This window comes from Nonomuraea sp. NPDC050478, assembly GCF_044458265.1.
GTDB classification, from domain to species: Bacteria; Actinomycetota; Actinomycetes; order Streptosporangiales; family Streptosporangiaceae; genus Nonomuraea; species Nonomuraea ferruginea.
Genome location: NZ_JBITHT010000003.1, coordinates 836,816 through 863,805 on the forward strand (window position 1 = coordinate 836,816; position 26,990 = coordinate 863,805).

Genomic DNA, 26,990 nt, shown 5'->3' on the forward strand with positions numbered 1-26,990 from the left:
TGCGCGAAGTTATGCCTGCACAGTAAGGAGACAGTGAGATGGTCGGGCCTTACCGGGGGTTGTTCACAGGGCCCGGCGTCAAGGGATTCGTGCTGGCCGGCTTCTTCGGCCGGATGCCGATGTCCATGCTCGGCATCGGCGTGGTGCTGCTGGTCCAGGGCCTCACCGGGTCGTTCGCGATGGCCGGGGCGGTGTCCGCGGTGCTGAGCATCGCCTTCGCCGTCGCCGCTCCCCTGTCCGGGCGGCTCGCCGACCGGTTCGGGCAGGGCCGGGTCATCCTGCCGTTCGCCGTGGTCAACGCGCTCGCGCTGGTCGCGCTCATGCTCAGCGCCGGGCTCGGGCTGCCCGACTGGACGCTGTACGCCGCCGCGCTGGTGACCGGCGCCACGTCGCTGTCGCTCGGGTCGATGGTCCGGGCGCGCTGGTCCCACCTGCACCCCGGGTCGGCGAAGCTGCACACCGCCTTCGCCTTCGAGTCCGTCGCCGACGAGGTGATCTTCGTGACCGGGCCGGCGCTGGTGACCGTCCTGGCCACGGCCGTGAACCCGTACGCGGGCCTGACCGTGGCGCTGGTGGCGATGCTCACCGGGTCGGTCGCGCTGGCCCTGCAGCGGCGCACCCAGCCGCCGGTGCGGCCGGTCCGCTCGGCGGGCGGCACCCCCATCCTCATCCCCGGCGTCGCCCTGCTGTCCTGCGTCTATCTGGGGCTCGGCGCGGTCTTCGGCTCGGTCGACCTGATCACGGTGGCGTACGCCGACGAGCACGGGGTCAAGGGCGCCTCCGGGTTCCTGCTGGCCGCGTTCGCGGGCGGGTCGATGGTGTCGGGGCTCTGGTTCGGCTCGCGGCGCTGGCGGATCTCGCTGCGCGGCCGGTTCGTCCGGGCGCTCGGCGTGTTCGTGGTCGGGCTGCTGCCGATCATGTTCGTCGGTGACGTGCGGGTCATGGCGGTCACGCTCTTCGTGGCCGGGCTGGCCATCTCGCCGACGCTCATCACCGGCTTCTCGCTGACCGAGCGGCTGGTGCCGCCGTCGCTGCTCACCGAGGGCATGGCGTGGATCTCGACCTCGATCGGGTTCGGCGTGGCGATCGGCGCGTGGGCGGGCGGCCGGCTCACCGAGATGGTCGGGGCGTCCGGCGCGTACGGGTTCTCGGTGGCGTGCGCGGCGCTGGCCGTGGTGGTGGGAATCGGAGGTTCGGGTTTGCTGAGACTTCCCGGAGCGCCTTCACCGGCGGAGAGCTGATCCGCTACCGTCGGGACATCCCTCGCATCACCCTTCACATTGGAAACTACAGTTATGTCCCGACATTTGACTTCACTCCTGGCTATCGCGGCGGTTGCCGTGATGGCGGCGCCCGCGCCGGCGGTCGCCGACCCCAAGGCGAAGGAGGTCGACTGCACGCGGATGAAGTGCGTGGCGCTGACCTTCGACGACGGGCCCGGCAAGTACGCGGGCAAGCTGCTGGACATCCTGAAAGAGCACGACGCCAAGGCCACGTTCTTCCTCGAAGGCCAGTACGTGAAGAGCCGCCCCGCCTACGTCAAGCGCATGGTGAAGGAGGGGCACGCGATCGGCAACCACAGCTACGCGCACCCCGACTTCACCAAGTCCACCCCGGCCACGATCCGCAGCGAGATCAAGAAGACCAACGACGCGATCAAGAAGGCGGCCGGGGTCGAGCCCAAGCTGCTGCGTCCCCCGTACGGGATGTCGGACCTGCAGGTCCAGGACATCGCGGTCGAGTTCGGCATGCCGATCATCCTGTGGACCGGCGGCTCCCGTGACTGGGAGTCGAAGAACGAAGAGAAGATCAAGAAGCAGACCCTGTCGGTCGCCAAGGGCAACAGCATCGTCCTCATGCACGACTGGGTGAAGCAGACGGTCGACGCGATGCCGTCGATCATCAAGACCCTCCAGCGCAACGGCTACCACCTGGTCACGGTCGACGACGTCATCAAGCACGAGGAACTCAAGCCGGGCGACGTCTTCCCGCTTCCCGAAGGCTGGGAACAGTGAGTATCGTTCACGTTTGACCGGAACGAAGCCCCAGCCAGGAGAACCCGCGCGCATGGCGTTCACCAACTGGGCAGGCAACCAGACCTGCTCCCCCGCCGAGGTGCGCACGCCGGCCTCCGCCGACGACGTGGCGCGGGCCGTGCGGGACGCCGTGGCGGGCGGACGGCGGGTGCGCATGGCCGGGACGGGCCACTCCTTCACCGGGGTGGCCCTCACCGACGGCATCCTGCTGCGCCCCGAAGGGCTGACCGGCGTCCGCTCCTGGGCGGACGGCCAGGTCACGGTCCTGGCCGGCACCCCGCTCAAGACGCTGAACACGCTGCTCGACGGGCGCGGCCTGGCGCTGGCCAACATGGGCGACATCACCGAGCAGACGGTCGCGGGCGCCATCCAGACGGGCACGCACGGCACCGGACGCGACAGCGGCGGCCTGGCCGACCAGGTGACCGGCCTGGAACTGGTGCTGGCCGACGGCTCGCTCGTCACCGCCGCGCCCGGCGAGGACCTGTTCGACGCCGCCAGGGTCGGGCTGGGCGCGCTCGGCGTGCTGACGGCGGTGACGTTCCGGGTGGAGCCCGCGTTCCTGCTGCACCACCGGCGCAGGCGGTTGCCGCTCAGCCGCATCCTCGACTCGCTCGACGCCCTCACCGCCGAGAACGAGCACCTGGACTTCTTCTGGCTGCCGCACACCGACGCGTGCCTGGTCAAGACCAACAACCGGCATCCCGGCCCGCCCGCCCCGCCGAACGCGTTCCGGCACTGGCTGGACGCCGTGTTCCTGGAGAACACCCTGTTCGGCGCCGCCTGCGCCGTCGGCGCCCGCCTCCCCGGCCTGATCCCCCGGATCAACGCCGTCAGCGCCGCAGCCCTGAGCGACTCCGAAGCCGTCGACACCTCGTACAAGATCTTCACCGCGCGGCGGGAGGTGCGCTTCCTGGAGACGGAGTACGCGATCCCGCGCGAGCGGCTCGGGCAGGCGCTGCGCGAGACGCGCGACCTGATCGACCGGATGGGCTGGCAGATCAGCTTCCCCGTCGAGGTGCGGGTGACGCCGCCGAGCGACGCCTGGCTGTCGACCGCGTACGGCAGGCCGAGTGCGTACGTGGCCTGCCACATCTACCGTGAGACCCCGAACCCGGCCTACTTCGAGGGCGTCGAGGAGATCATGACCAGGCTGGGCGGCCGCCCGCACTGGGGCAAGCTGCACACCAAGGACGCCGCGTACCTTTCGGGCGTCTACCCGCGCTTCGCCGACTTCACCGCCCTGCGCGACCGCCTCGACCCGGACCGCCTTTTCGGCAACGCCTATTTGGACCGGGTGCTCGGGCAGGTCTCCCCCAGGTAAAGAATGCGCGCGGACGCGTGTCCCGCCGTGCCTCCGCCCGTCGGGGGCGGCAACCTCGTCGATCGTGCCCCGACGTTCCGGCCTGCCCTCCCCGTACGCGACCGCGGCCCTCACCGCGCCGGCCGCCTCCAGCCCGAAGTGCGAACCGATTCGCCAGAATCCGACGAGGACGTCTAACCTCCTCCTGCGCACGGGCGGGCTCTGAGAGGATGGACTCGTCAAATGTGACTGGCGTCACAACGCCCCGCGGCTATCCCAGCAAGGCGATGTTCGGACATGCCGGGTACGGTGCTGGCAGGCAACCGGCACACGCGAGAGACTCAAGGGTCCGGGGGAAGAATGGCGACGCTGACGAAGGGACTCGCATGCAGGAGCTCCGACTCGTCGCGGTGAGTGAGGACGGCACCTATCTCGTGCTGGCTACTGCCGGGCGGGGCACGCGCTTCACTCTTCCTGTGGACGACCGGCTCCGTGCTGCCGTCCGTGGCAACTTCTCCCGTCTCGGCCAGTACGAGATCGAAGTGGAGAGTCCGTTGCGCCCCAAGGAGATCCAGGCCCGCATCCGTGCCGGGGAGACCGCGGAAGAGATCGCCGCCACGGCCGGGATCCCGGTCGAGCGGGTCCGCTGGTTCGAGGGGCCGGTGCTCCAGGAGCGCGAGTACGTCGCGCAGCAAGCGCAGCGCGTCACCGTCCGCATGCCCGGCGAGACCGCGGCCGGCCCGACCCTGGGCGAGCTGGTCGCCGAGCGGCTCACCCGGCGCGGCGTGCCCGCCGACGAGATCGACTGGGACTCCGCCAAGCGCGACGACGGCCTGTGGCGGGTCAAGCTCGGCTACGTGTGGAACGGTCACACGCGCCACGCCGAGTGGCTCTTCGACCCGCGCCGCCGCCACGTCAGCCCGCACGACGACGAGGCCCACCGCCTGTCCTCGGCCGACTTCGACCCTGATCCCGTGGTGGAGGACACCACGGTCACGCCGTTCGCGCCCCGGATGGCCAAGCTGCAGCCGGTGCCGCCGCTGACGTCCGACCCGCTGCCGTTCCCGTCCGTCATCAGGCCGGGCTCCCAGCCCGAGGAGCCTGCGGTCGGCTACGACCCGCCGGCCCGCGAGCTCCCCGTGGACCTTCCGCCGGCCGCCTTCGACCGCGACCCCGACCCGGCGCCGCCCGCCCGCGACGACACCCGCCGCGGCGGCCCTTCCCCATGGCTCCCGGACCTCGGCCCGTCCCGCCCCCAGCCCTTCTACGCCCCCGCCGACGACCGCGTCTCCCCCGACCGCACAGCCGGTCCCGGCCACCGCCCCACCGGCCCACACCCGGACCGGGGTGCGGTGCCGGGCGCAGACTCACACCCCGACCGGAGCGTGGCACCGGGCGCAGACCCGGGCACGACCCGTCAAACCGGCTCATACTCCGGCCGGAGCCCCATTCCGGGGACAGACCCCGGCACGACTCGTCCGACCGGTTCACACCCGGAGCGGAGCACGGCGTCGAGGCCGGAGCGTCCGACGGCGGCTCAGTCGGCTTCGGACCGGTTCGTCCCGCAGGCGCGCACCGACGCCGCTCCGGCGGGGCCGTCCTCCTCCGGCGCGCCTAGTGGCTCCCCCTTCCGGGAGACCACGCCCGAGAGCACCGTGCCCGTGGAGTCGGCCCCGACCGCCGCGTCCTCGGAGACCGTCGGGCGACCTTCCGCTCCTGAGGCGACTCAGGCGCCGACCAACGACTCGCCCGCTGCCCAGACTCCGGCGGCACCGGCCGCGCCCGTACAGGATCAGGGCTCCGCCGCGTCCACTCAGACGCCCTTCGCCGAGCACGCCGAGACCTCCGCCTCCACCGAGCCGAGCGGAGCGGCCCAGCGTCCGGAAGCCGCCATCGCCCAGTCCGCCACACCGGCCCAGCAGCAGGAAACGCCGGACACGGCACCGGCCGCGCAGTCCGCACAATCGTCTGAGCAGACCGCGGCGCAGGCCGCCCAGACGGGATCACCGGCCGAGCAGTCCGGAACGTCACCCACCCAGCAGCCGGAATCCGCACCCGCCCAGGCGCAGACACCCGCCGCTGCCGACGCCGCCACCCGGCCCACCGATGCCCCGGCACGTATCACCGACGGCACCGACGACCACGCGGACGTCTCGGCAGACGCCGTGACCACCGAACCTCCGGCAACCGCCCACCAGCCGGAAGCGGCTCCAATCAGCGCGGACGCTCCTGCTCAGCAGCAGGAAACACCGGCCACCCAGACGGCATCGACCGCCACAGGGACTCCGGCACCAGCCACCCAGACGCCGCCGTCGGCCACTCAGACCCCGGCACCCGCCGCACAGTCGGCGCCGTCGCCCGCACAGGACACCACACCACCTGCGCAGACGGCACCGTCGCCCGCACAAAGCACCACACCTGGCGCGCAAGCGGCATCGTCGCCTGCGCAGGGCGCCATACCTGCCGCGCAGGCAACGCCAACCACTGAGCAGGGCACCACACCCACCGCGCAGGCGGCGCCCGCGGCTGAGCAGGGCGCCACATCCGCCGCACAGGCGACGCCAGCCGCTGACCAGAGCACCGCACCTGCCGCGCAGGCGGCGCCCGCGGCTGAGCAGCCTGGTACGTCACCCACGCGGGAGCCGGAATCCGCGCCCGCCCAGGCGCAGCCATCCACCACACCCGCCGCCGACACGACAACCCAGACTGCCGAGGCCCCGGTGTCCGACGCCACCGATGCCGAGACCCATGCTGCCGCCGACGGCGGGACCGCTGCATCGGCTGCCGCCGCCGAGCCTCCCGCTGCCGCAGAAACGCAGAGCCCGGGATCGACCGGCGACGCCTCCGGGCCCGCCACGGAGGGCCCCGTGACGGTCGGCGCTCCCGCCGCGCGAAAGGCTCCCGAAAGCGACGCCTCGCCCGTACGGGAGACCGAGGCGGCGGAGAAGAAGGCTCCCGAGGTCCAGGCCGAAACGGAGACCGGTGGCGGCCGCAAGCATCAGCCCAAGGGCGCCAAGCCGGGGGCGAAGGCGGTGCCCGCGGCCCGGCCCAGCAAGGACGACCAGGCCGAGCAGGAGCCTCCGGCCAAGGAGGAGCCTCCCGCGCCGACGCCCGCCCCCAAGCCGGCCCGCCAGTCCCGCAAGGGCTCGCGCGGACGCCGCGCCTCTGTGCCGACCTGGGACGAGATCATGTTCGGCGCCCGCCGCCAGGACTGACAGCGACGGATGCACGTGAGCGCACCCGCCTGAACTCGCAGGGCCCCGCCAGGTCTGTACTGCCCCAGCCCACAGGGCCCGCGAGAGTCCGTGCGCGCCGCGACCTCAGCTCACATGGCGCGCCAGGGTCCGTACCCACCGCGACATCAGCTCACAGGGCCCGCCGGAGTCTGTGCGTGCTGCGGCCCCAGCCCAAGAGGCCCCGCCAGGGTCCGTGCGCGCTGCGGCCTCAGCTCACAGGGCCCGCCAGGGTCTGTACTGACTGCGGCCTCACCCGCCCGGCCCAGGCAAGCGGCAGACGCCTGGCCGGGCGTTTCACCGTACGCGTGACCCGGCAGTCCTGACCGCTGACAAGAAGTGCCTCTGAAGGGCTGCCCGTGCCCTGTCACACCCGGGGCAAGGGTCAGCCGGTGGACGGAGGATCGGAGGGGGTGTGCGGGTTGAGGAACGGGGCCAGCCACTCGGGTGTCACCTCGGCGGGGAAATCCCTGCCCTGGGCTTCGGAGACGTCGATGGCCGAGTATCCGCCCTTGCCCGCGCCGGCCCCCACCGTCAGGGTGAGGACGCCCGCCCGCCGCTGGAACCACGTCTGGTGGAGCCGCCAGCCCACCACGGCGCGGCGTTCCACCACGGCCGTCGACCGTCTGAGCGAGCCCGAGCGGACCGCCACGCGATCGCCGTCGTAGCCGTGACCGAGGGAGCGGTAGCGGTCGAGGCCGAGGGGAACCCCCAGGGCCGCCATGACGAGGGAGACCACGAGCAGCACCCACCACACGGTCAGCCCCGTCAGCAGGAGCAGCAGACCGGCCAGCGCCGCCGGGACGAGCCACGGGAAGACGGCCCTGAACAGGCGGCGGTTGCGGGCGACCGGCGGGTGGGGCCGCAGTTCGGCCTGGTAGGGGCCGATGGCGTCGCCGGTGACCGCCGTGGCGTCCGCGCGGGGGACCACCGGCAGGAGCTGCCCGCGGGTCTCTGAGTCGCCGAGCCCGGTCACGATGGCCCAGGCGCGGACGACACCGGCCCAGCGTTCGGCGAGGCCGTCGACGATCTCGTAGCCGCGCACCCGCCGGGACTCCAGCGACACGCTGCGCCGGTTGATCAGCCCGCGTTCGGCCACCAGGTAGCCGTCGCGCCGCTTGAGCCGGAAGTCCCAGTTGAAGACCGCGTACATGACGCCGCCCGCGATCGGCATCGCCACGATCAGCAGCACCATGGCCGCCACCAGCAGCGAGGGGCGTTGCCACAGCCATTCTCCGACGCTCCATGCGGCGTTGCGGCCGAAGCCGAGGTCGTCGCCCCACTGGAAGGCCAGGCCGACGGCGCCGCCCGCGAGCGCGAACGGCGTCAGCAGGTACGCGCCGGACAGCGGCCCGTACAGCAGCCACCTGCGCGGGACGGCGAAGATGACCCGCTCCGACGGCACCCCCTCCGCGTGCCTCTCCTCCTCGGGTCTGGCGGTGGGGGTGGCCTCTGTGCGGGCGCGGCGCAGCAGGAGGGGTTTGAGCCGTTCGGCCTCTCCGACGGTGACGCCGTCGAGGGTGGCCTCGCCGTCGCCCCCGCTCGCGCCGGTGTCGATCTTCAGGACCGCCAGACCTAGGAGGCGGTGCATGGGCGGGGTGGACACGTCGACGCCGCGCACCCGTTCCAGCGGGATGGTGCGGATCGAACGGCTGATGAGCGAGCGCTTGATCTCCACCCGGTCGCCGGCGATCTCGTACGTGAACGTCGCCCATCGGATGAGGGCGAACACCACGGTCCCGACCAGGCCGAACGCCGCCCAGAGGTAGGACCTGGGCGAGAACCCGCCCACCACCAGCACACCGACCAGGGGCACCAGCAGCGAGGGCAGCATCCGTACGGGATCGATCAGCAGCACCTTGGGGCTCAACCGCAGCGGCACCGAGAACGGCCCCGGCGGTCCTCCCACATACGACCCTCCAGCAGACGCGTACGGCCCACCAGGAGACCCACCGCCCCCGTACGGCCCACCAGGAGACGCATACGGGCCCTCAGGGGATCCACCTCCATACGGCGCCCCACTCGCACCGGACCCGGCCTCCCCATGCGGACCCACCTCAGAGAGGCTGCCCTCACGAGGCGGGGTGTCATCGCGAGGTGGAATGCCCTCCCGAGGCGCGGCGTCCTCCCCAGGCGCGACGCCCTCGCGGGGTGGGGCGTCCTCGCGGGGTGCGGCGTCCTCGCGGGGTGCAGGGTTCTTATGAGGCGTCTGCTCTGTGGGGTCGGCGCTCGGGGCCGGGGTGTCTTCGCCGGGAGTCCTCTCGGGCGGTGGGTCGGGGGACGGCTGCGGGTGGCCGGTGGGGCCGGTCATGTCGCGTCGTCCCTGAGCTGCTCGGCGCGGTGCGCCAGCGCCTCCGCGAGTTCCGCCGCCACCCGGAAGTCCAGCCCCTTGATCGTCGACGATCCGGCGTGGGAGGCGGTGCGGATCTCCAGCGTCGCCAGCCCCAGCATCCGTTCCATCCATCCCTGCCCCTTGTCCACGGTCTGGATGCGGCTCACCGGCACGAACACCCATTCCCTGGACAGGAACCCCTGCCGGGCGTAGACGACGTCGCCGGAGAGCTCCCACCGGTGCACCGCGTACCGCACGAACGGCTCGGCCAGCAGGAACGGCGTGGTCAGGACCGCCACCGTGACCGGCAGCAGCCACGGCCGCGCGGCGAACCACTGCGGCACCCACGGCCAGCCGCTGCCGCCGACCCAGCCGGCGACCAGCACCGACCCGCCGACCAGCAGCACGAACCCGATCAGCGCCTCCAGCAGCCAGAGCCCGCGGGCCCGGGGCGAGACGCGGTTGGCGGGATCGCGCAAAGGACCTGATGACGTCACAAGGCCAGCTTAGGGCTCGTGGCATATCGCTGATCTGTCACCGGTGTCCGGATCCGGATCCGAAGAATGTCGGTGGGCTCAGGCAGAGTGTCCCCATGACGGGGAACCACTACGCGATCGAGGCCGAAGGCCTGGTCAAACGTTACGGGGAGACCAGGGCGCTCGACGGCGTCGACCTGGCCGTGCCGCCCGGCAGGCTGCTGGGCGTGCTGGGCCCCAACGGCGCGGGCAAGACCACCGCCGTGCGCGTCCTGGCGACGCTGCTGACGCCCGACGCCGGCCGGGCGTCGGTGCTCGGGTTCGACGTGACGAGTCAGGCCCACCAGGTGCGCTCGCTGATCGGGCTGACGGGCCAGTACGCGGCGGTCGACGAGATGCTGACCGGCGTCGAGAACCTCGTGATGATCGGCCGGCTGCTGGGCCTGTCCAGGCGTGAGGCGCGCGGGCGTGCCACGGCCCTGCTGGAGCGGTTCGACCTGTCCGACGCGGGCGGGCGGGCCGCGAAGACCTACTCGGGAGGCATGCGTCGCCGGCTCGACCTGGCGGCGAGCCTGGTGGGCAGCCCTCAGGTGCTGTTCCTGGACGAGCCGACGACCGGCCTCGACCCGCGTAGCCGCACGGAGCTGTGGGGCGTCGTGCGGGGGCTCATGGCCGACGGCGTGACCGTGCTGCTGACCACCCAGTATCTGGAGGAGGCCGACCAGCTCGCCGACGACATCGTGGTGTTCGACCATGGCAAGGTGATCGCCTCGGGCACGTCCGACGAGCTCAAGGCCACCACGGGCGCGCAGGTACTGGAGGTGCGGCCGATGGCCGGACACCAGGTGCCGGTGGTGTCGGAGGTGGTCGAGGAGATCGTGGGCGAGGTTCCGGAGGTGTCGGGCGGGCGGCTGACCGTGGCCGTGCGCGACCCCGCCGTGGTGCCGGCCGTGGTCCGCCGCCTCGACGACCTGGGGATCGTCGCCTCGGAGCTGACGCTGCGCAAGTCCAGCCTCGACGAGGTGTTCCTGGCGCTGACCGGGCACCGCGCGGAGGAGCCGGCCAAGGACGACGAGGAGGCCTACGCGTGACCGCGACCACGTTGCCGGCGCCGCCCAGGCGGGTGAGCCCCGGCGCCACCGTGAGCCAGACCCTGACGCTGGCCTGGCGCAGCCTGGTGCAGATCAAGCACAACCCGTGGGAGCTGCTCGATCTCAGCATCCAGCCGATCATGTTCCTGCTGCTGTTCACGTACGTGTTCGGCGGCGCGATCTCCGGATCGACCGGTGACTACCTGCAGTTCGCGCTGCCCGGGCTGCTGGTGCAGAACGCCCTGTTCTACACGCTGTCCACGGCCATCGGCCTCAACACCGACATCGCCAAGGGCGTCTTCGACCGGCTGCGCAGCCTGCCGATCGCGCGGTCGGCGCCGCTCGCGGGGCGGATCATCGCCGACACGTTCAAGCAGGTGTGGGCGTTCGCGTTGCTCATCGGCTTCGGCATGGTGCTGGGGTTCCGGGTGACGACCGGGGTGACCGGCCTGCTGGGGGCGCTGGCGCTGCTCGTGGTGGTGGCGCTGGCCATGTCGTGGATGTCGGTGCTGATCGGGCTGACGGCGTCCAATCCGGAGAAGGTGCAGATGTTCTCCTTCTCGGTGATGATGCCGCTGACGTTCACCAGCAGCGCGCTGGTCAACCCCGACACATTCCCCTCCTGGCTGGCGGCGTGGGCGGGGGTCAACCCGGTGACCCATCTCTCCGACGCGATCCGGGGCCTGCTGATCGGCGGCGAGGTGGCCCGGCCGGCGCTGATCTCTTTGCTGTGGGCGGCCGGGTTCATGGTGGTGTTCGCGCCGCTGGCGATCAGGGTGTTCCGACGTCGGGCGTGAATGATCTCATTCACGCCCGACGATCCGAGGCTGACCATCTTGTTCGCCGGCGGCGGGCGGGCGTTGGCATGAACCCTTCCCTCAACCGACGAAGCCGGGCATTCAGACTGCCGTTCGGGCATCGCTCGGGAGGCACTGACCGCCCGGTTCTGAAGAAGGGACGACCTTCCGAGCCATCCTCTCGGACGCCCGGCGTCCCACCGGAAACCATCCTCAAGGCGGGTAGCTCCCAAGCGCCCCCGGAGGCGACGCGGCGCGCGTCCGCCACGCCGCTCGGCCCGTGGTTGGATCGAGCAGTATCGAATCAGCCGGCCGGATCGCGTACGGATCGGTCAGTGGTTGTCGGGTGGTGATCGGCGAGGGCTTCGGGGGCGGTTTTTTCGGAGGGTGGTTCGCGGGCGCGGAGGCGGTGCCCGCGGCGTTTTTCGCGCCGCGGACAGCGTCCGGTCGTCCCAGAAACGGGCGATCATCCGGTCCGGCGGCGCGGGGTGGCCCGCGTCGAGAAGCGGCAGGCCAGACACGGCGCGGAGGCAGTGGTAGGTGATCTTGGCAGGCGGGACGTCTCGCCCCCGCTTCCCCTGATCGAGGACGGCGGAGCTCGCGCCCGCGCCCACCGTCACCCCTCTGCCGCTCCGGCCGGTGGCGGATTTGCCGGGCTTTACCGGCCACCGACCCTTCCGAAACGGTCGGCGCATGCCCGAGACGCGCGTAGCATCGTGCGGCATGGGGCTGTGTAACAGGACGAGGCGAGTGCGACGTGCCGCCGTCATGGTGACGGCGGTGGCGTCTGTGCTCACCGTGTCCGGTTGCGGCACCATCATCGGCACGTCCGAGGCGCAGGAGATCGCGCGGATCAACGTCTCGAGCCCCGATCTGCGCGAGGGCAGGCCGCTGCCGCGGCAGTTCTCGTGCCAGGGCAGCCAGGGCAGCCCGCCGCTGCGCTGGTCGAGCCGGCCTCTTGAGGAGGCCGAGACCGTCGCGATCGTCGTCGACTCCAACTCCGCCGAGTCGTCAGGTGTCTACTGGGTGCTCTACAACATCCCGGCCACCACGACCGAGCTGGGGCCCAACGCCGCCGAGAGCCCGCCGGAGGGGTCAGGTCAGGCCAAGGTCACCAGCGGCAAGGCGGGCTACGAGCCTCCTTGCGTGGGCAAGGGCACCTACCGTTTCAGCGTCTACACGTTGAGCGGGAAGGTCGATGTGGAGGAGGGCGCGTCCCTTTCCACGGTCCTGAAGAGGATCGCGGATCGCACCATCGCCCGCGGCCGGCTCACGGCGGTGAACATCGAGTGAGACGGACGACACGGAGCGTAGTTCTGGTTACCAATTCTTCACTTAGGGTGTGACAACGCTCGTCGTGGTCCGACAGAATCAGATCCAATTGTTAGGTGCTGGTGATCAAAGGGGGCAGGTCGCGTCGATGGCCGCGCGATCTCACCGGTGCCGAAGGCAGGCCATGGCTTTGAGGGTGGTGCAATGACTGCGGTCGTAGTGAGCTTGGTCGCTGTTGTGCTCCTCGTGCTTGTCGTCGTGGCACTGGGCATGCGTTCGATGAATCGCAGGGAGAGCTCGCTTCCTCCTGAACGTCTGAAGGAGATGGCCGAGAAGGAGGAGCGGACGGTCACCCGCTCCACTGATCAGTTCGCGGCCGCCGAGCCGAAGATGACCAAGTTCAGCCCCGACTTCAGCCCCATCGACGAACCGAAGCCCAAGCCGGTCCGCACCGGCCAGCGCGGCAAGCGGGGCGTCGACGAGTGGGGCAACCCTCGCTCGGACGACGACGACGAGGAGTTCTGGGCCAACATCCGCAGCGACGCCGAGGAGGGCGGGTTCGGCGCGGGCGGCACGGTCGCGGCCCGCAAGGCGGCGTCCAGGCCGGCCGAGCGCGAGAGTGAGCCGGCTGCCAGGGACCGTTCCACCGAGACCCAGCGCCCCGCCCAGCGCCCCGCTCCCCGTCGCACCAGGCCCACGCCGGTCGACGCCGCCGCCGTCGACCCCAACGCGGCCACCGTCCAGGCTCCGCTGCCCCAGCGGCCGGCGAAGGCCCCGAGCCCCGCCGCCGCCGGTCTGGCCGACCTGGTGGAGCCGGTGCAGCGTCCCGCGCCGTCCGCCTCCGACCTGGCCGACCAGCGCACGGTCACGTTCTCGGCGCAGACGTCGGACGTGATGAGCATCCTCGGCGCGGGCGCCCAGCCGGTGCCGTCGCCGCGCCCCGACGCCCGGCAGACCGGCGGCTCCCGCGCGGCCCAGGGCCGCGGCCAGAGCCGCGCCCAGAGCGCCCCCCAGCAGTCCACCGGCGGATACGCCGCCGCGCCCGGCGCGGGCAGCGGCTCCTTCCCCGCGGTCGACCCCGCCTCCAGCGGTTCCTTCCCTGCCGTGCCCGCCGCGCCGATCAACGCCGCGCCGACCAGCGACCCGTTCCCCGCCTACAACGGGGGCGCCCCCGCCGCCGGTCCGGGCGGCTCCTGGCCCGCGCAGCCCGCCGCCACCGCGTCCGGAGGCTGGCCCGCCACCCCGTCGCCCGACATCCTCGACGACCCGGCGCCCGGCGCCACGAGCGGCTCCTGGCCCGCTTTCCAGGAGCCGCAGCAGCCGTACCGCTCCTCCTACGAGGTGCGCGCGGGCTGGGCGGTGGCCGACGACTCCGACGCCCTGTCCGGGCCCTCCCCCGCGAGCGCCGCCCCGGCCGCGCCCGCCAGGCCCGTCCCGGCCTACGACGACGTGCTCGCCGCGCCGACGTCCACGCCGATGCCCGCTCCGTCGCCGCAGTCGTTCGCGTACGAGACCGGCGACTTCGCCAACCCGGCCACCTCCCAGGCGGCCTGGCCCGCACCTCCGGCGAACGCCGGTTACGGCGCGGACACGTACGGCGCGGCCGAGACCGGTCGCGACGGCGGCGGTCACCGGCGCACCACGCCCGAGCAGGAGTTCCCCGACTACTACCGCTGATCGGCGTCGCGGGAGCGAGACAGGAATCCGTAAAACCCCTAGCGGGCCACTCAAATGAGGGTCGGCCCCGCTAGGGTTTGCGCATGGTCCGCCTTACGCAGAGTAGCCTGCTGAGCACACTCCGCCATGATGTGCCCGCTTCGATCGTGGTCTTCCTCGTCGCGGTGCCCCTCTCGCTGGGCGTCGCGATGGCCTCGGGCGCCCCGCTCGCCTCGGGGCTGATCGCCGCCGTGGTGGGCGGCGTGGTCGCGGGCGCGCTGGGCGGCTCCGCCGTCCAGGTGAGCGGCCCGGCGGCCGGCCTGTCGCTGGTGGTGGCCGACCTGGTGCAGACCTACGGCTGGCGGGCCACCTGCATGATCACCTTGCTGGCGGGGGCGGTGCAGCTCCTGCTGGGGGTGTTCCGGGCGGCCAGGGCGGCGCTGGCGGTCTCCCCCGCGGTCGTGCATGGCATGCTGGCCGGGGTGGGCGTGGTGATCGCGCTGTCGCAGCTGCACGTGGTGCTCGGCGGCAGCCCGCAGCGTTCGGCGCTGGCCAACATCATCGAGCTGCCGGGCCAGCTCGTCGAGCCGCACGGCCACAAGATCGCGGTCGGGATGCTGACGATCGGGGTGCTCGCGCTCTGGATGCGGCTGCCCAAGCAGGTCAAGGTGGTGCCAGCGCCGCTGGCGGCGCTGCTGGTCGCGGCGGTCACGGCCTGGGCGTTCGGCTGGGACGTCACCCGCATCGACCTGTCCGGCGCGTTCACCGAGTGGACGTTCCCGGTGCTGCCGCAGGGCGACTGGCACATGGTCGTGGCGGCGGTGCTGCTGGTGGCGCTGCTGGCCGGGGTGGAGTCGCTGCTGTGCTCGGTGGCGGTCGACGGCATGCACACCGGGCCGCGCGCCGACCTCGACCAGGAGCTGACGGGGCAGGGCGTGGCCAACATGGTGTCCGGGGCGCTGGGCGGGCTGCCGCTGGCGGGCGTGATCGTGCGGAGCACCACGAACGCGCGGGCGGGCGCCCGCAGCCGGGTCTCGACGATTCTGCACGGGGTGTGGGTGCTGGTGTTCGCGATCGGGTTCGGGTGGTCGATCCAGCTGATCCCGATCGAGGCGCTGGCGGCGCTGCTGGTGTTCATCGGCGTGCAGATGGTCAACCTGGGCCACATCCGCAAGGTCCACGGCCATGGCGAGGTGCCGGTCTACATCGTGACCATGGCGGCGGTGATCCTGCTCGGGCTGGCCGAGGGCGTGCTGTTCGGGCTGGCGCTGGCGGCGCTGCTGGCGCTGCGCAGGCTGACGGGGGTGACGGTGCGGACGCGGCAGCTGCCCGACGGCCGCTACCACGCGACGATCTCCGGCTCGCTCACGTTCCTCGGCGTGCCGAGGCTGACGCAGGAGCTGCGCGCCATCCCCGCCGGGGCGCCGGTGGACCTGGACCTCAACATCGACTTCATGGACAACGCCGCCTTCGAGGCGATCCACGCGTGGCGGCTGGACCACGAACGGCTCGGCGGCACGGTCGACATCGACGAGCTGCACGACGAGTGGTATGCGATGGCGGCCAGCGGGGTGCGCATGTATCCGGCGAAGACCCTGTCGAGCGGCCCCGACCGGTCGTGGCTGCCGTGGGCGCACCGCCGCTCCCGCGCCTCGCAGCGGGTGGAGCCGCCGCACGGCACGCCCGGTCAGGCCGACTGCCGGCTCACCGAGGGCGCGCGGGAGTTCCACCGGCGCACGGCTCCGCTGGTGCGGCCCATCTTCACCGAGCTGGCGCGCAAGCAGCAGCCGACACACCTGTTCATCACGTGCGCGGACTCGCGGATCGTGCCGAGCCTGATCACCGCGAGCGGCCCGGGAGACCTGTTCACCGTGCGCAACATCGGCAACCTGGTGCCGCGCCGCGGGACCGAGCCGCACGACGACTCGATGGGGGCGGCGATCGAGTACGCGACGCAGGTGCTGGGCGTGCACACGATCACGGTGTGCGGCCACTCGGGCTGCGGGGCGATGGCCGGGCTGCTGAGCGGCGGGGTGAAGGCGGGCAGCCTACCGTCGATGCGGCGCTGGCTGCGTCACGGCAACCACAGCCTGGCGAGGTTCATCGAGACCGCGGGCGACCGGCTCGACGCCGACGCGCTCGACCTGCTCTGCAAGGTCAACGTGCAGCAGCAGCTGGACAACCTGCGCACCTACCGGAAGGTCGACGACCAGGTCCGCGCGGGCCGGCTGAAGCTGGTGGGACTCTACTTCGACATCGGCTCGGCCCGGGTGCACATGCTGCCGCCGGTGTCGTCCTCGCTCTCCGTGAAGGCGTGAGCCCTTGATGCCCGTTCTGCGTACTCCTGCACAGACTCGACCGGCCGCCCGGGGTTAGCGTGCGGGGTACGCGAGGTGGCGCTTCGCGGAGGTCCTGACTCCCAGGGGCCGGGAGGGCGGAGGCGGCGGCGAGACCACCGCCTCCGCTCTTCACCGCGTAAGTCCCCGGGTCTCAGGCGTCGGCCCGCACGGCCGCCGGATAGTACGCGGCCCACGCCGCGTCCCCCATGCGCAGGATCTTCAGCCCTGTCCAGCCGAGGCCGATGACGGGCAGGGCCCAGAAGACCGCTGTCAGCGGTCCGTACGGCACCGGGAAGGACAGCACGTACCCGCCGGCGACCAGCGCGGGAACCCACCAACCGACGAACCCGGCCCGCCACACCGCCGCGGTCAGCAGGGGCAGCCCGAGGGTCCCGAAGAGCAACCATGGCAGCTGGAAGCCCCAGATGACGCCGGGCAGGCCGAGCATCTCCTCCATGATCCGCTGTGACTCCTCCGGCGGGTACCGCTGTCCCAGCCACCACTCGACGGGGTCGCTCATCAACAGGGCCGAGGCCGAGATGTAGCCGACGACCGTGAAGGCACCGGTCACGTGGCCGAAGGCGGTGGCCTTGCGCCGGGTGAGATGGACGAGCCCGAGGGCGGCCAAGGCCATGAGGATCCAGCTCCAGTGGTAGAGCACGGACTGGAGCTGGGCGAGCGCCGGGTTGTCGCCGAAGCTGACGGCTTCCCTGTCGTCGCCCCAGGTGCCGGGGTCGACGACGACGGCGACGGCCTGGAGCAGCGGGGCCAGGATGAGCAGGATGCCCGCCGCGGTGCGGCGGAAGGTCACGGGGTTGCCTAACATTCCGCCCAAGTTAGGGTGGGGACGCGCCGGTGGTCGTCCTCCTGACGGCTGACCGGCGGTCGCCTTCCCGGCGGACGCTCAGGCTTCCGACGGCAGGCGCTCCTCGGGTTCGGCGAGGCCGGCGCGGCGGCGTACGAGATAGCCGAAGACCAGCGTGGTGCCGAACATCAGCACCCCGTAGACGGCGGGCGGCACCGCCATCGTCGAGTTGGCCAGCAGCGAGGGGCTCAGCGCGATCGTGATGGCCAGCGTGCTGTTGTGGATGCCGATCTCCATCCCGGACGCGATCGCCTGCCGCCGCTCCACCTTGAACAGGCGGGGCAGCCAGTAGCCCACGGTCAGGCTGATCACGCTGAACAGCAGCGCCACCAGCCCGACGGCGGCGATGTAGCCGCCCAGCCGCTCACGCTCCTGCACGATCGCCCCGACGATGACCGCCGCCAGCACCAGCGCCGACAGGATCCTGACCGGCTTGTCCATCCGGTCGGCGAACCGCACGCTGAGCCGCCGTACGAGCATGCCGATCACGACGGGCACCAGCACGATCGCGAAGACCTGCACCACCTTGTCCGCCTGAAGCCCGATGTCCTGGCCGTCGCCGAGAAAGTGGTTCAGCGACAGGTTGACGACCACGGGGAGCGTGAAGGCGGCCAGGACAGAGTTGACGGCGGTGAGGGTGATGTTGAGCGCCACGTCGCCGCCGAACAGGTGGCTGTAGAGGTTGGCCGTCGTCCCGCCGGGTGAGGCGGCGAGCAGCATCATCCCGACGGCGAGCAGCGGGTCCAGGCCGAACAGCACGACCAGGCCGAAGCAGGCGGCGGGCAGCACGAGCACCTGGGCGACCAGGGCCACGATCACGGCCTTGGGCCGGGTCGCCACGCGGGCGAAGTCGCCGAGGGTGAGGGACAGCCCGAGCCCGAACATGATCAGTGCGAGCGCGGCGGGGAGCATGACTGTGGTGAGAACGGACTGCTGCATGGGGGGACCACCGTTCCTCGGGCCTGAGCAACCGCTGCCCCTGTCTAACAGCCCGGTGTCGGGCCGATCAAGACATCGATCTCATTCGTGACCTTCCGTGTTGTCAGGGCTCCTCCACGAGCACCGTCAGGCCGTCGAGGAGGGTGCGCAGGCCCAGCTCGAACAGCCGGTCGAGGTCGAGGTCGTAGCCGTCGCGGCCGAACGCGGCCATGAGCCGCGAGAAGGCCGGATAGGCGCCGGTCGCGGCGATCGACCCGAGGGCGGGCCCCTGGCTCTCCATCCACTGCTCCTCCGACAGGCCGGTGGCGGCCTCGGCCAGGACCTCGCGTTCGAGGTGGACGGCCAGGCCCTGGACGTGGCTGTAGATCACCACCTGGAGGTCCATCCTGGTCGTCTCGTCCAGGCCGAGGCTCTCCAGCGCGGCGAGCAGCTGCTCGCCGTGGGCCAGCAGGTTGGACAGCGGCAGCGGCCGGAAGAGCGAGTTGAGCTGGGCGAGCCACGGATGGCGGCGATGCACCGCCCACAGGGTGCGCGCCGCGCGCTCGACCTGGGCCCGCCACCCGGCTCGCGGCTCGCCCGGATAGCCCAGCTCGCCGAACGCGGCGTCAGCCATGAGGAGGACCAGCTCTTCCTTGCCCGCGACGTAGCGGTAGATGGTCATGGTCGCCACGCCGAGCCGTGCGGCGACGCCGCGCATGGATAGCGCGTCCAGCCCTTCGGCGTCGGCAAGCTCGATCGCGGCCCGCACGACGCGGTCCCGGCTCAGCTCGCCGTCGGGCTGACCGGACGGCCGCGGCCCGCGCCGCCGCGGCTGGTCCCCGGGCTCGCGTGCCCGCGCCGGGGCACGCGCAGAGGCGGGGGTGTGATCACCCGCCTCTGCGGGATCGGAGGGCTGAGCAGGGTCAGGCGGCTCGGCGGGTTCGCGCGGCTCGGCGGGGGCGGCGACCACCGTGCCGGCGCGGGGGCGGGCGTGCACGAGCCCTTCGTCGCGCAGGCGGTTGAGGACCTTGGTGGCCGTGGCGAGCGCCACCCCGTGCTCCCTGGCGATCTGACGGGTGGACGGCACCCGGTCGCCCGGCCTGAGCCGGCCGTCGGCGATGCTCCTGCGGATCTCCGCGGCGATGCGCAGATAGGGCGGCCCGGTGGGATCGGTCACGACCTGCTCCTTCATCCATCTGTACTAGCACAGAAACTAGCACAGCCCTCGCTGTCCTAGTACATAAACGCAGGTCAGAGCGTTGCACTCGCTATTAGTACGCTGTACATTCAGGTCCGCGAAGACCGCAACACAAGGAGCGAGACATGACCACCGTCCTCATCTCCGGCGCGAGCGTCGCCGGCCCCGCCCTCGCCTACTGGCTGCGCCGCCACGGCATCACCCCCACCGTCGTCGAGCGGGCGCCCGCGCCGCGCGCCGGCGGTCAGGCCATCGACATCCGCGGCGTGGCGCTGGACGTGGTCGACCGCATGGGCCTGCTGGCCCCACTGCGCGAGGTACGCACCCGGATGCGTGGCATGTCCATGCTGGACGGCGACGGCAACGAGATCATGCGGTCCACCGAGCACGCCATCAGCAGCGGCCGCCTCGACAACGACGACATCGAGTTGCTGCGCGAGGACCTGACCACCCTCCTGTACGACCGGACCAGGCAGGACGTCGAGTACGTCTTCGACGACTCGACCACCGCGCTGGAGCAGGACGAGCACGGCGTGCGCGCGACGTTCGAGAAGGGCGGACCGCGGACCTTCGACCTGGTCGTGGGCGCCGACGGGCTGCACTCCACGGTGCGGCGGCTGGCGTTCGGCCCCGAGGAGGAGTTCGTCCACCACCTCGGCACCTACCTGTCGATCTTCACCGCCGACAACTTCCTCGGCCTGGACGACTGGCAGGTCTGGATCCGCGAGGGCCGCGCGGGCGGCGGCGTCTACCCCGTGCGCGACAACACCGAACTGCGAGTCAACCTGGGCTTCGAGTCCGATCCCGTACCGTACGACCACCGCGACCTCGACGCCCAGCGCCGGCTCGTCGCCGAGCGGTGCGGCGGGCTGCGCTGGGAGGTGCCCAAGCTGCTCGCGGCCATGGAGACGGCGCCGGACTTCTACTTCGACGCCATGGCGCAGGTGCGGATGGACTCCTGGTCGCGCGGCCGGGTGACGCTCCTCGGCGACGCCGGCTACTGCGCCTCGCCGCTGTCGGGCCAGGGCACCGGCCTCGCCCTCGTCGGCGCGTACGTGCTCGCCGCCGAACTCGCCGCCGCCGACCACGCGACGGCGCTTTCCCGGTACGAGACGCGCATGCGCCCCTTCGTCGAGCTCAACCAGGCGCTGGCGACCGAGAACCCGGGCGGGCCGGCCTCGGAGGAGTCGCTCGACCGCGCCAAGAACGCCATCACCCTGTAGATGACCTGCTACCGCTCCAAGCCCTGGCCCGGCGCACCATCAACGCCGACTACCGAGACAGGGGTCGCGTGGAAGCTGTGATACTCATCGCCAGCCCTCCGTACGGGGCAGCGCGAACCAGGTCGCCTTTCCCTCCACCTCAGGGCACGTGGCGAACCTCTGTGGGATGCAGCCGTAGAGCCCGGCCGACAGTTCCGCCACGATCGACAACCCCCGGCCGTTCTCGGCCTGAGCATCCGTACCCCGCAGCTTCGGGAGAACGGCCCCGGCGTCGACCACCATGCAGACCGCTTCGACCGGATCGACCCGTACCACCAGCTCATACGGCGCGGCACCGTACAACACCGCGTTGGTGACCAGCTCGCTGACCATCAGAACCGCGTCGTCCACGAGGTCCGGCCGCAGACCGATTAGCAGGAGCGCACGGCGGAGAAGGTCGCGGGCGTCCCCCACCGCCCGCGCGTCATCGCGAAGCCGCCAGACCACGCTCCGCCCGAGAGAACTTGAGTGCGCCGCGACCTCAGGCGCCACTGATCTCATTGGGTCCCGCGGGTACCCGCAGGCGAATGGGCCGTCCACATCTGTGTCCACAAGGTAGCCGTCCTTACCGTGGTCCGGAGCTGATGGCACGCTCATCGAGCATGGCCAGTCCCGGCCCGGCTGGATACGACCCGCTGTCGCACTTCCGTTGCACTTCCGTAGGCCCTCGGTAACTCTGCGTGCTTTCATGGCCGTGGAAGGGAGCGGCGACGTGACGACGGTGCATGAGTGGACCGGCCGCGAAGCGCATGCACTTCGTCTCGCCTTGCGGATGAGCGTGCGGACGTTCGCCCAGCACCTCGGCGTGGCTCCCCGCACCGTGGCGAAGTGGGACCAGTTCGGCCCCGCCACTCGGCCACGCCCCGACACCCAGGCCATCCTGGACACCGCGCTGGCGCGCGGGGACTCGGCGACCCAGTTGCGGTTCGAGACTCTGCTCCTGGAACTCGGCCAGGACGTGGACCGAGGGCTGCGAGTCGCACGCGTGGGGCCGCGAGCCTCGGAGTACGAGACATGGACCGACGACCTCGACCGGGCCGTGATCGCCCTCGGCCGCCAGAGTTTCAGCTACGCCGCCGACCTGCTGAACCGATGGCTGACCCGCTACGACCCACACGCGCTGGACGACAAAGGTCTGTACCTGTTCGCACGATCCACGACGCTGCTCGGCGACCTCCAACGCGACCAAGGCGCAGTCGCCGGCCCCCTGTCCGCCCGCCGCTCCTATCTCAACGCTCGCTCGATCTACAGCCAGATCGACATCCGACGCCGCGTCGCCCAGCTCGACCTTTCGCTGGCGGTGGTCGCCGAGATGTCAGGTCTGTTGGACGACGCGGCCATGGAGTACGAGGCGTTGGCGGTGGATGACCGGCTCTCACCACGCGACCGGGCGCGAGCGAGGCTGTGGGTCGGCACCGCTCTGAGCAAGAACGACAAGAACGACTACGCCGTCCGCATGATGTCGACCGCCATCCGCGAGTTCGAGAGCCTGGGGGAGCCCGAGGACTGGTCCGTCGCGCACCAGAAACTCGCTCTGGCCCACCGAGGCGCCGGGAACCTCTCGGAGGCGCTACGCCTGATCGACCTCGCCCGCGCCACCGCCGTCACCGATGTGCCCATGCAGCGCGTACGGCTGGAGACGGCTTACGGGCACATTCTGCTGTCCGATCGGGCCACCGTTCATGATGGGCTGATGATCCTCCACCGTGCCGCACGGGAAGCCTCGCGGCACGGGCTCGCACACCAACTGCGCAGCATCAAGGACATCCAGAGGGAGATCCGTCTCCCTCTGCCAAGGCGATCAGGGAGCAGCCGAGTGAGCGTCAAGCAGCAGGGCATCACCGACGAACAGTGGCAACACGCCCGTACCCTCTGGAACTACCACCAGATGCACCACGACCTACGCCGCTGTGACGTTGCCATCGGTCTGGGCAGCCACGATCTGGGAGTCGCCAGAGCGGCGGTCGAGCTGTACCGCGCCGGATGGTTCCCGCTGCTCGTCTTCTCCGGGGCCACCAGCCCCACCACTGCGGCCCGCTTCCCTCGTGGTGAGGCCGTCCACTACCGCGAGCATGCGCTGGGCCTCGGGGTGCCTGACGAGGCGATCCTGCTGGAGCCGAGCGCGACCAACACCGGCCAGAACATCGGCCTGTCCCGCCAGGTGCTGGCCGATGCGGGGATCGAGCCTGATTCAGTACTCCTGATCTCCAAGCCGTACATGGAGCGCCGGGCGTATGCCACAGCACGGAAGGTGTGGCCCGAGGTCGAGGTGATGTGCGCCTCAGAGCCGCTGGATCTGGACGACTACGTCGGCTCGATCGGTGATCCGAAGCTGGTCATCGACATGCTCGTCGGCGACCTCCAGCGCGTGATCGAGTATCCCAAACTCGGCTACGCGATCGAGCAGCCCGTCCCGGGAGAGGTCCATGATGCCTACCAGGCTCTTCTCCGCGCCGGATTCGACAGCAGGCTTCTCAGACCCTGACCTGCCCTACGGCGAGCCGTGCGCCATTCCTCCCCGGCTCGCGACCTCGCCGACTACTGGATCGTCCTGCACAGCGTGCCCTTACTACCAGTCCTGGCCGCCGAAGATTCTTGGACCCGCATCTTGCATAGTCAACCCTGGTGATCGCTGACCATCAGAAGCGCGTCGTCCATGAGAGCACGTCGCAGATTCCTCTACTGTCGCGCGCTGTCGATCGACGAACCGGCCTTGTTCCCTGAAGGGCCGGCTGCCATCAATGGAGAAGAGACCGACACCGAGGACGGTGATCCTACGAACCGCCGAGACGCCCTCAGATTCGCCGCCCTCCTGCCTGCTCTCGCCAGCCTGCCGGAGGACGCCGAGCCCCGCGAGTTCACCCGCAGCAGCGAGGAAACCGACGTGGGAGCGGCAACACTTGACCAACTACGGCAGGCCATCGCCACATACGGCACCGACTACGCGACGCAACCCGCCTCGGAGTTGTGGGAACCAGCGCGGCAGGACCGTCGTCGCGTCGCCGCCCTGCTCCAGCGGCGTACCACGCTGCGCCAGCGCCGTGATCTCTACGTGGACGCCGCCTGGCTCTCGACCATCCTCGCCTGGCTCGCCCACGACGGTGGCAAGCAACGAACCGCCCTCGCCTACGCCCATGACGCCTGGCGACACGCCGACGAGGCAGAGCACGCCGAAACGGCAGCGTGGGCCAAGGACGTGGAGGCGACCATCCTGCTGTACGGCAATCGCCCGGCCGAGGCCCTTCGCGCGGCGCGAACCGGCGCAGCCCGCGCGCCCACCGGCGGATCAGCCGCCGCGCGCCTGGTCTCTCAGACGATGCGGATCAACGCCAGGATCGGCAGAGGCCTTGGAACCCTGCGCTCCGCGCCAGATCGCTTGCCTGCTCACCAGGCCGGACTGTTCTCCGCCGACGTCGCCCGTTTCCACTCTTTCGCCGCCACCTCGTACCTGTGGCTGGGTGATCCGCGGTCGGCCGAGACGCACGCGAAGGAAGCACTCGACCTCTACGCCTCCGCCCCCGGCAGCTCCCCCACCCGGCGGGCAATCAGCCTGCTCGACCTCGCCATCGCCAAAGCACAGCTCCGCGACCTCGACAGCGCCCTCTCCTTGGGCGTTTCCGCCTTGCAGCTCTCGCGCCCGGCTTCTGCCATCTCTGATCGGAGCAAGGATCTGGGCACAGTCCTTGGCGAGAAGTTCCCGCAATCCGTCCAGGTCAAGGACTGGCAGGCGGCATCCGGGTTCAACGGTCTCCGACATTGAGCAGTGGCCTCAGACCCGCGCCGTTCTCAGCATGTGTCTATCGAGCTGTTCAGAAAGGCAACCAAGGCACGGACGTGAACGTGAGGGGTTGATCGAACGGCTACGGTCAACGGCGCGGCGAAGCGGGTTTGAGCGGGGGTCTGGGGGGCCGTGCCCCCCAGGAAACACAGCCTGAGCTCTTGGGCGCGGAGCGCCTGGTGGGCGAAGACGATGCTTTGCGCATCTGGCGTGACCTTGGGTGCTCCTTGATCTCTTCTCTCAGCTGCGGAACTGGATTTCAGCTATTGCCTGGGGCTTCTGGCGTCGTCTGGTTCGTGGTGGAACAGAGACAAACCGAAGTCCTTTCAGCACATCCAGCCCTGTACGAACTGGACTCCAGGCGATCTTGTCGGTGGTGGCATTTATGCTCTCCACTCATGAGTAACGCCGGATATCGGACCGTACGCGTGACAGTCGAAGTCGCCGACTGTGGCATCGCCGGTCTGCAGGACAGGGAACCCGACGGCTACGCCGAAACACCCGCCCAGTCCGTTGGGATCATCGAGGTGGAGAAGGGTTGGGTCACCCTCCATATCACCCATCAGTGGGGGCCGGCCGACTTCACCGTGACAATCGCCGACCGGGACCCCGGGGCAGATCTCGCTACCTACGAGGACATCGTGGAAGTCAGTTATGTGTCCAAGTCGGGCGAAGTGGAGATGAGCGGGTTCACCTACGACACGGCCGTGATGTGGCCCCTGCCCCCTCTCCAGGCCGGGCCCGGAACCTACCGCATTCGGTATCACGTCAAGGGCATGGACTGGGAAGGCGCGAGACATGACGGCGTCGATGACCATTATCTTCAGATATGGCCCGCACCCCTTGACGGCCCGATTGTCGTTCAAGCCAAGAGTGGCGCTGTCCAGCGCTTTCTGCATTCAGAACAGTTCAAGCACCACCGCGGATTCTGAACCGCGCTCCACCCTGGTCACGAGGCAGAGGAGGACGAGCCCGCCTGTAGGCCGGGTTCTGGTCGCAAGGTTCCGCCGACCTGGTGTTGATCCGCGATCGAGGTTCTGAGCTGAGGAATTGTTTCTAGCAGGTTCACCTGGTGCGACTCCCGGACTGGCGCCCTTTGGGCTCATCACCCAATCACGTCTCTGCATTGATGCGTCGTCTCTGGCCGGGCAGCGGGGTCAGGGTCTACGGCGTGCCGACGCGATGGCTACTACTGTTTGAACCAACGCGAAAACCACACCCAGGATGAGGAGCATGAAGCCGATGAGCAGGTTCCAATTCCCCAGCTCGCTGAGAAGCGGGAGGTTTGGGTTCACGTAGTACACGACGATCCACAGGATGCCAAGGATCCATGAGGCGACCATTGCCAGAGCGGGCCACAACGGTGTGCGACTGGGGTACCGAGACGAGGTGTCGTCCGTTCCGTTGTCAGGGTAGGAGGCAGACACTCGTTTCACTCCTGTAAGTGGCGACAGAGGAAAGCTCATATATCGGACACAATCGCCTAATAAGCGACGAAAGTAAGGCTATCGTATAACGGTTGGCAGGATGAATCACTTTCGGCTGATCGCAGAGGCAACTCACAAGTCTGAACGCGATATCAAAGCGCAGCAACCGCCTGAGCTGCCCGTGTGCGGTCGTCCCACCCTCCGGGTAGCGGGCCAGCCGCGGGGCTGCCCAGTCGTGCGCCGAGGTCGGTCGTGATGGGGCGAAGGCGAACCTCAGCCCGAAGGCGATCCAGACCCGTCTAGGTCATGCCACCATCGCCGAGACGATGGACACCTACGGGCACCTCTTCCCGGACCAAGACGATCTCGGGCGCGGGGCGATTGACGCGCTTCTGCGTCCGAATCTGACGGAACAGGCAATCCTGAACGGTGCTCCGCCCCTGGTCACAGGGACGGAGAGGGGACGAGCCGGCCTGTAGGCCGGGTTCTGTCCTTCGCCGAGGCGAAGGGGCGACCATCCATCTAGGGCCGTCGTTGCCGGCGGCCTCGAGCGGTCTACCCGTGCGCCTCGGGCGGGCAGCCCTCAAGCGGCGCACGCGGGACGGTCCCCGGGGGGAACGTCCCTTCTTGACCTTGCTCCGGGTGGGGTTTACCGAGCCGCCCACGTCACCGTGGGCGCTGGTGGTCTCTTACACCACCCTTTCACCCTTACCTCCCGGAAATCCGGAAGGCGGTTTGCTTTCTGTGGCACTTTCCCGCGGGTCGCCCCGGGTCGGCGTTACCGACCACCCTGCCCTGTGGAGCCCGGACCTTCCTCGGCGGGCCTCGTGAAGAGGCTCGACGCGGTCGCCCGGCCGGCTCGTCCGGTGTCGAGGTTAGCGCATGCAAGCGGTCCGCAACCAAATGACAAGATCCGCACGATGAGATGACGAGGTGTCATCGCCTGAGGGGGGCGGTGGCGCCAGGGGTCGTGCCGGGTGTTCTGGCGGCGCCCGGCACGACCGGCT

20 protein-coding genes and 1 other RNA gene are annotated in these 26,990 nt (G+C 70.4%); 13 read left to right on the forward strand and 8 right to left on the reverse strand.

The genetic code is table 11. The features are described 5' to 3' along the window. Positions 1-38: 38 nt before the first annotated feature. The 4 genes from ACIBF7_RS18220 (at position 39) to sepH (ending at position 6,554) form a co-directional block, all read left to right on the forward strand. Positions 39-1,241 (forward strand): MFS transporter, encoded by a 1,203-nt coding sequence (locus ACIBF7_RS18220; protein WP_271275916.1) that lies wholly within the window; start codon positions 39-41, stop codon positions 1,239-1,241. A 102-nt stretch (positions 1,242-1,343) separates the two neighbouring features. Then, complete coding sequence (locus ACIBF7_RS18225) at positions 1,344-2,015, forward strand: polysaccharide deacetylase family protein (protein WP_364230037.1); 672 nt, start codon at positions 1,344-1,346, stop codon at positions 2,013-2,015. Positions 2,016-2,067: 52 nt separating this feature from the next. Beyond that, positions 2,068-3,360 (forward strand): D-arabinono-1,4-lactone oxidase, encoded by a 1,293-nt coding sequence (locus ACIBF7_RS18230; protein ID WP_397197621.1) that lies wholly within the window; start codon positions 2,068-2,070, stop codon positions 3,358-3,360. 365 nt (positions 3,361-3,725) lie between these two features. Continuing rightward, a complete protein-coding gene (gene sepH / locus ACIBF7_RS18235) occupies positions 3,726-6,554 on the forward strand; it encodes a septation protein SepH (protein WP_397197622.1) in 2,829 nt (942 codons plus the stop codon). A gap of 403 nt (positions 6,555-6,957) precedes the next feature. Here the strand turns inward: sepH and ACIBF7_RS18240 are convergent, their stop codons facing one another. Both ACIBF7_RS18240 and ACIBF7_RS18245 read right to left on the reverse strand, forming a co-directional pair. Next, the gene (locus ACIBF7_RS18240) at positions 6,958-8,481 is read right to left on the reverse strand and encodes a PH domain-containing protein (RefSeq protein ID WP_397197623.1); all 1,524 of its coding nucleotides are present in this window, start codon (positions 8,479-8,481) and stop codon (positions 6,958-6,960) included. 398 nt (positions 8,482-8,879) lie between these two features. Next, entirely contained in the window at positions 8,880-9,401 is a 522-nt protein-coding gene (locus ACIBF7_RS18245; RefSeq protein WP_261808402.1) for a PH domain-containing protein, read from the reverse strand. Between the two features lie 95 nt (positions 9,402-9,496). Between ACIBF7_RS18245 and ACIBF7_RS18250 the strand changes: the two genes are divergently transcribed. From ACIBF7_RS18250 to ACIBF7_RS18270, 5 genes are all read left to right on the forward strand, one after another. Then, positions 9,497-10,471, forward strand: coding sequence for an ATP-binding cassette domain-containing protein (locus tag ACIBF7_RS18250; RefSeq protein WP_397197624.1), 975 nt, complete (start codon positions 9,497-9,499; stop codon positions 10,469-10,471). Next, complete coding sequence (locus ACIBF7_RS18255) at positions 10,468-11,268, forward strand: ABC transporter permease (RefSeq protein ID WP_148030291.1); 801 nt, start codon at positions 10,468-10,470, stop codon at positions 11,266-11,268. The genes ACIBF7_RS18250 and ACIBF7_RS18255 overlap by 4 nt, the downstream gene beginning before the upstream one ends. Positions 11,269-12,048: 780 nt before the next feature. Then, positions 12,049-12,561 (forward strand): YbhB/YbcL family Raf kinase inhibitor-like protein, encoded by a 513-nt coding sequence (locus ACIBF7_RS18260; RefSeq protein WP_261808401.1) that lies wholly within the window; start codon positions 12,049-12,051, stop codon positions 12,559-12,561. A 303-nt stretch (positions 12,562-12,864) separates the two neighbouring features. After that, entirely contained in the window at positions 12,865-14,217 is a 1,353-nt protein-coding gene (locus ACIBF7_RS18265) for a hypothetical protein (protein WP_397197625.1), read from the forward strand. Positions 14,218-14,348: 131 nt separating this feature from the next. Then, on the forward strand, positions 14,349-16,514 hold the full coding sequence (locus tag ACIBF7_RS18270; RefSeq protein ID WP_397197626.1) for a SulP family inorganic anion transporter: 2,166 nt from the start codon (positions 14,349-14,351) through the stop codon (positions 16,512-16,514). 172 nt (positions 16,515-16,686) lie between these two features. Here the strand turns inward: ACIBF7_RS18270 and ACIBF7_RS18275 are convergent, their stop codons facing one another. The 3 genes from ACIBF7_RS18275 to ACIBF7_RS18285 all read right to left on the reverse strand — a co-directional run bounded on the left by ACIBF7_RS18275 (position 16,687) and on the right by ACIBF7_RS18285 (position 19,495). Beyond that, on the reverse strand, positions 16,687-17,361 hold the full coding sequence (locus tag ACIBF7_RS18275) for a hypothetical protein (RefSeq protein ID WP_397197627.1): 675 nt from the start codon (positions 17,359-17,361) through the stop codon (positions 16,687-16,689). 78 nt (positions 17,362-17,439) lie between these two features. Beyond that, positions 17,440-18,339 (reverse strand): bile acid:sodium symporter family protein, encoded by a 900-nt coding sequence (locus tag ACIBF7_RS18280; protein WP_397197628.1) that lies wholly within the window; start codon positions 18,337-18,339, stop codon positions 17,440-17,442. A 103-nt stretch (positions 18,340-18,442) separates the two neighbouring features. Next, on the reverse strand, positions 18,443-19,495 hold the full coding sequence (locus ACIBF7_RS18285; RefSeq protein WP_397197629.1) for a TetR/AcrR family transcriptional regulator C-terminal domain-containing protein: 1,053 nt from the start codon (positions 19,493-19,495) through the stop codon (positions 18,443-18,445). A gap of 146 nt (positions 19,496-19,641) precedes the next feature. Here ACIBF7_RS18285 and ACIBF7_RS18290 point away from each other — a divergent pair, with 146 nt between their 5' ends. Then, entirely contained in the window at positions 19,642-20,739 is a 1,098-nt protein-coding gene (locus ACIBF7_RS18290; protein ID WP_397197630.1) for an FAD-dependent monooxygenase, read from the forward strand. An 84-nt stretch (positions 20,740-20,823) separates the two neighbouring features. On the opposite strand, the gene ACIBF7_RS18295 is transcribed toward ACIBF7_RS18290, so the two are convergent. Continuing rightward, a complete protein-coding gene (locus ACIBF7_RS18295) occupies positions 20,824-21,225 on the reverse strand; it encodes an ATP-binding protein (RefSeq protein ID WP_397197631.1) in 402 nt (133 codons plus the stop codon). Positions 21,226-21,490: 265 nt separating this feature from the next. Here ACIBF7_RS18295 and ACIBF7_RS18300 point away from each other — a divergent pair, with 265 nt between their 5' ends. The 3 genes from ACIBF7_RS18300 to ACIBF7_RS18310 all read left to right on the forward strand — a co-directional run bounded on the left by ACIBF7_RS18300 (position 21,491) and on the right by ACIBF7_RS18310 (position 25,488). Next, on the forward strand, positions 21,491-23,263 hold the full coding sequence (locus ACIBF7_RS18300) for an ElyC/SanA/YdcF family protein (protein WP_397197632.1): 1,773 nt from the start codon (positions 21,491-21,493) through the stop codon (positions 23,261-23,263). A gap of 171 nt (positions 23,264-23,434) precedes the next feature. Further along, entirely contained in the window at positions 23,435-24,538 is a 1,104-nt protein-coding gene (locus tag ACIBF7_RS18305) for a tetratricopeptide repeat protein (RefSeq protein ID WP_397197634.1), read from the forward strand. Between the two features lie 416 nt (positions 24,539-24,954). Beyond that, positions 24,955-25,488 (forward strand): hypothetical protein, encoded by a 534-nt coding sequence (locus ACIBF7_RS18310; protein WP_397197635.1) that lies wholly within the window; start codon positions 24,955-24,957, stop codon positions 25,486-25,488. 225 nt (positions 25,489-25,713) lie between these two features. Here ACIBF7_RS18310 and ACIBF7_RS18315 read toward each other — a convergent pair whose 3' ends face one another. Together ACIBF7_RS18315 and rnpB are read right to left on the reverse strand one after the other, a co-directional pair. Next, positions 25,714-26,022: a cell division protein CrgA gene (locus ACIBF7_RS18315; protein WP_397197636.1), complete on the reverse strand. Its 309-nt coding sequence runs from the start codon at positions 26,020-26,022 to the stop codon at positions 25,714-25,716. Positions 26,023-26,443: 421 nt separating this feature from the next. Next, an RNA gene (gene rnpB, locus ACIBF7_RS18320) (RNase P RNA component class A) lies at positions 26,444-26,845 on the reverse strand. Between the last annotated feature and the right edge of the window lie 145 nt (positions 26,846-26,990).

Bases quoted from the DNA above. Each gene is read 5' to 3' on its own strand.
- ACIBF7_RS18220 (WP_271275916.1), top strand. From the start codon at position 39: ATGGTCGGGCCTTACCGGGGGTTGTTCACAGGGCCCGGCGTCAAGGGA.
- ACIBF7_RS18225 (WP_364230037.1), top strand. From the start codon at position 1,344: ATGGCGGCGCCCGCGCCGGCGGTCGCCGACCCCAAGGCGAAGGAGGTC.
- ACIBF7_RS18230 (WP_397197621.1), top strand. From the start codon at position 2,068: ATGGCGTTCACCAACTGGGCAGGCAACCAGACCTGCTCCCCCGCCGAG.
- sepH (WP_397197622.1), top strand. From the start codon at position 3,726: ATGCAGGAGCTCCGACTCGTCGCGGTGAGTGAGGACGGCACCTATCTC.
- ACIBF7_RS18250 (WP_397197624.1), top strand. From the start codon at position 9,497: ATGACGGGGAACCACTACGCGATCGAGGCCGAAGGCCTGGTCAAACGT.
- ACIBF7_RS18265 (WP_397197625.1), top strand. From the start codon at position 12,865: ATGGCCGAGAAGGAGGAGCGGACGGTCACCCGCTCCACTGATCAGTTC.
- ACIBF7_RS18275 (WP_397197627.1), bottom strand. From the start codon at position 17,361: ATGTTAGGCAACCCCGTGACCTTCCGCCGCACCGCGGCGGGCATCCTG.
- ACIBF7_RS18280 (WP_397197628.1), bottom strand. From the start codon at position 18,339: ATGCAGCAGTCCGTTCTCACCACAGTCATGCTCCCCGCCGCGCTCGCA.
- ACIBF7_RS18290 (WP_397197630.1), top strand. From the start codon at position 19,642: ATGACCACCGTCCTCATCTCCGGCGCGAGCGTCGCCGGCCCCGCCCTC.
- ACIBF7_RS18305 (WP_397197634.1), top strand. From the start codon at position 23,435: ATGAGAGCACGTCGCAGATTCCTCTACTGTCGCGCGCTGTCGATCGAC.
- ACIBF7_RS18310 (WP_397197635.1), top strand. From the start codon at position 24,955: ATGAGTAACGCCGGATATCGGACCGTACGCGTGACAGTCGAAGTCGCC.
- ACIBF7_RS18315 (WP_397197636.1), bottom strand. From the start codon at position 26,022: ATGAGCTTTCCTCTGTCGCCACTTACAGGAGTGAAACGAGTGTCTGCC.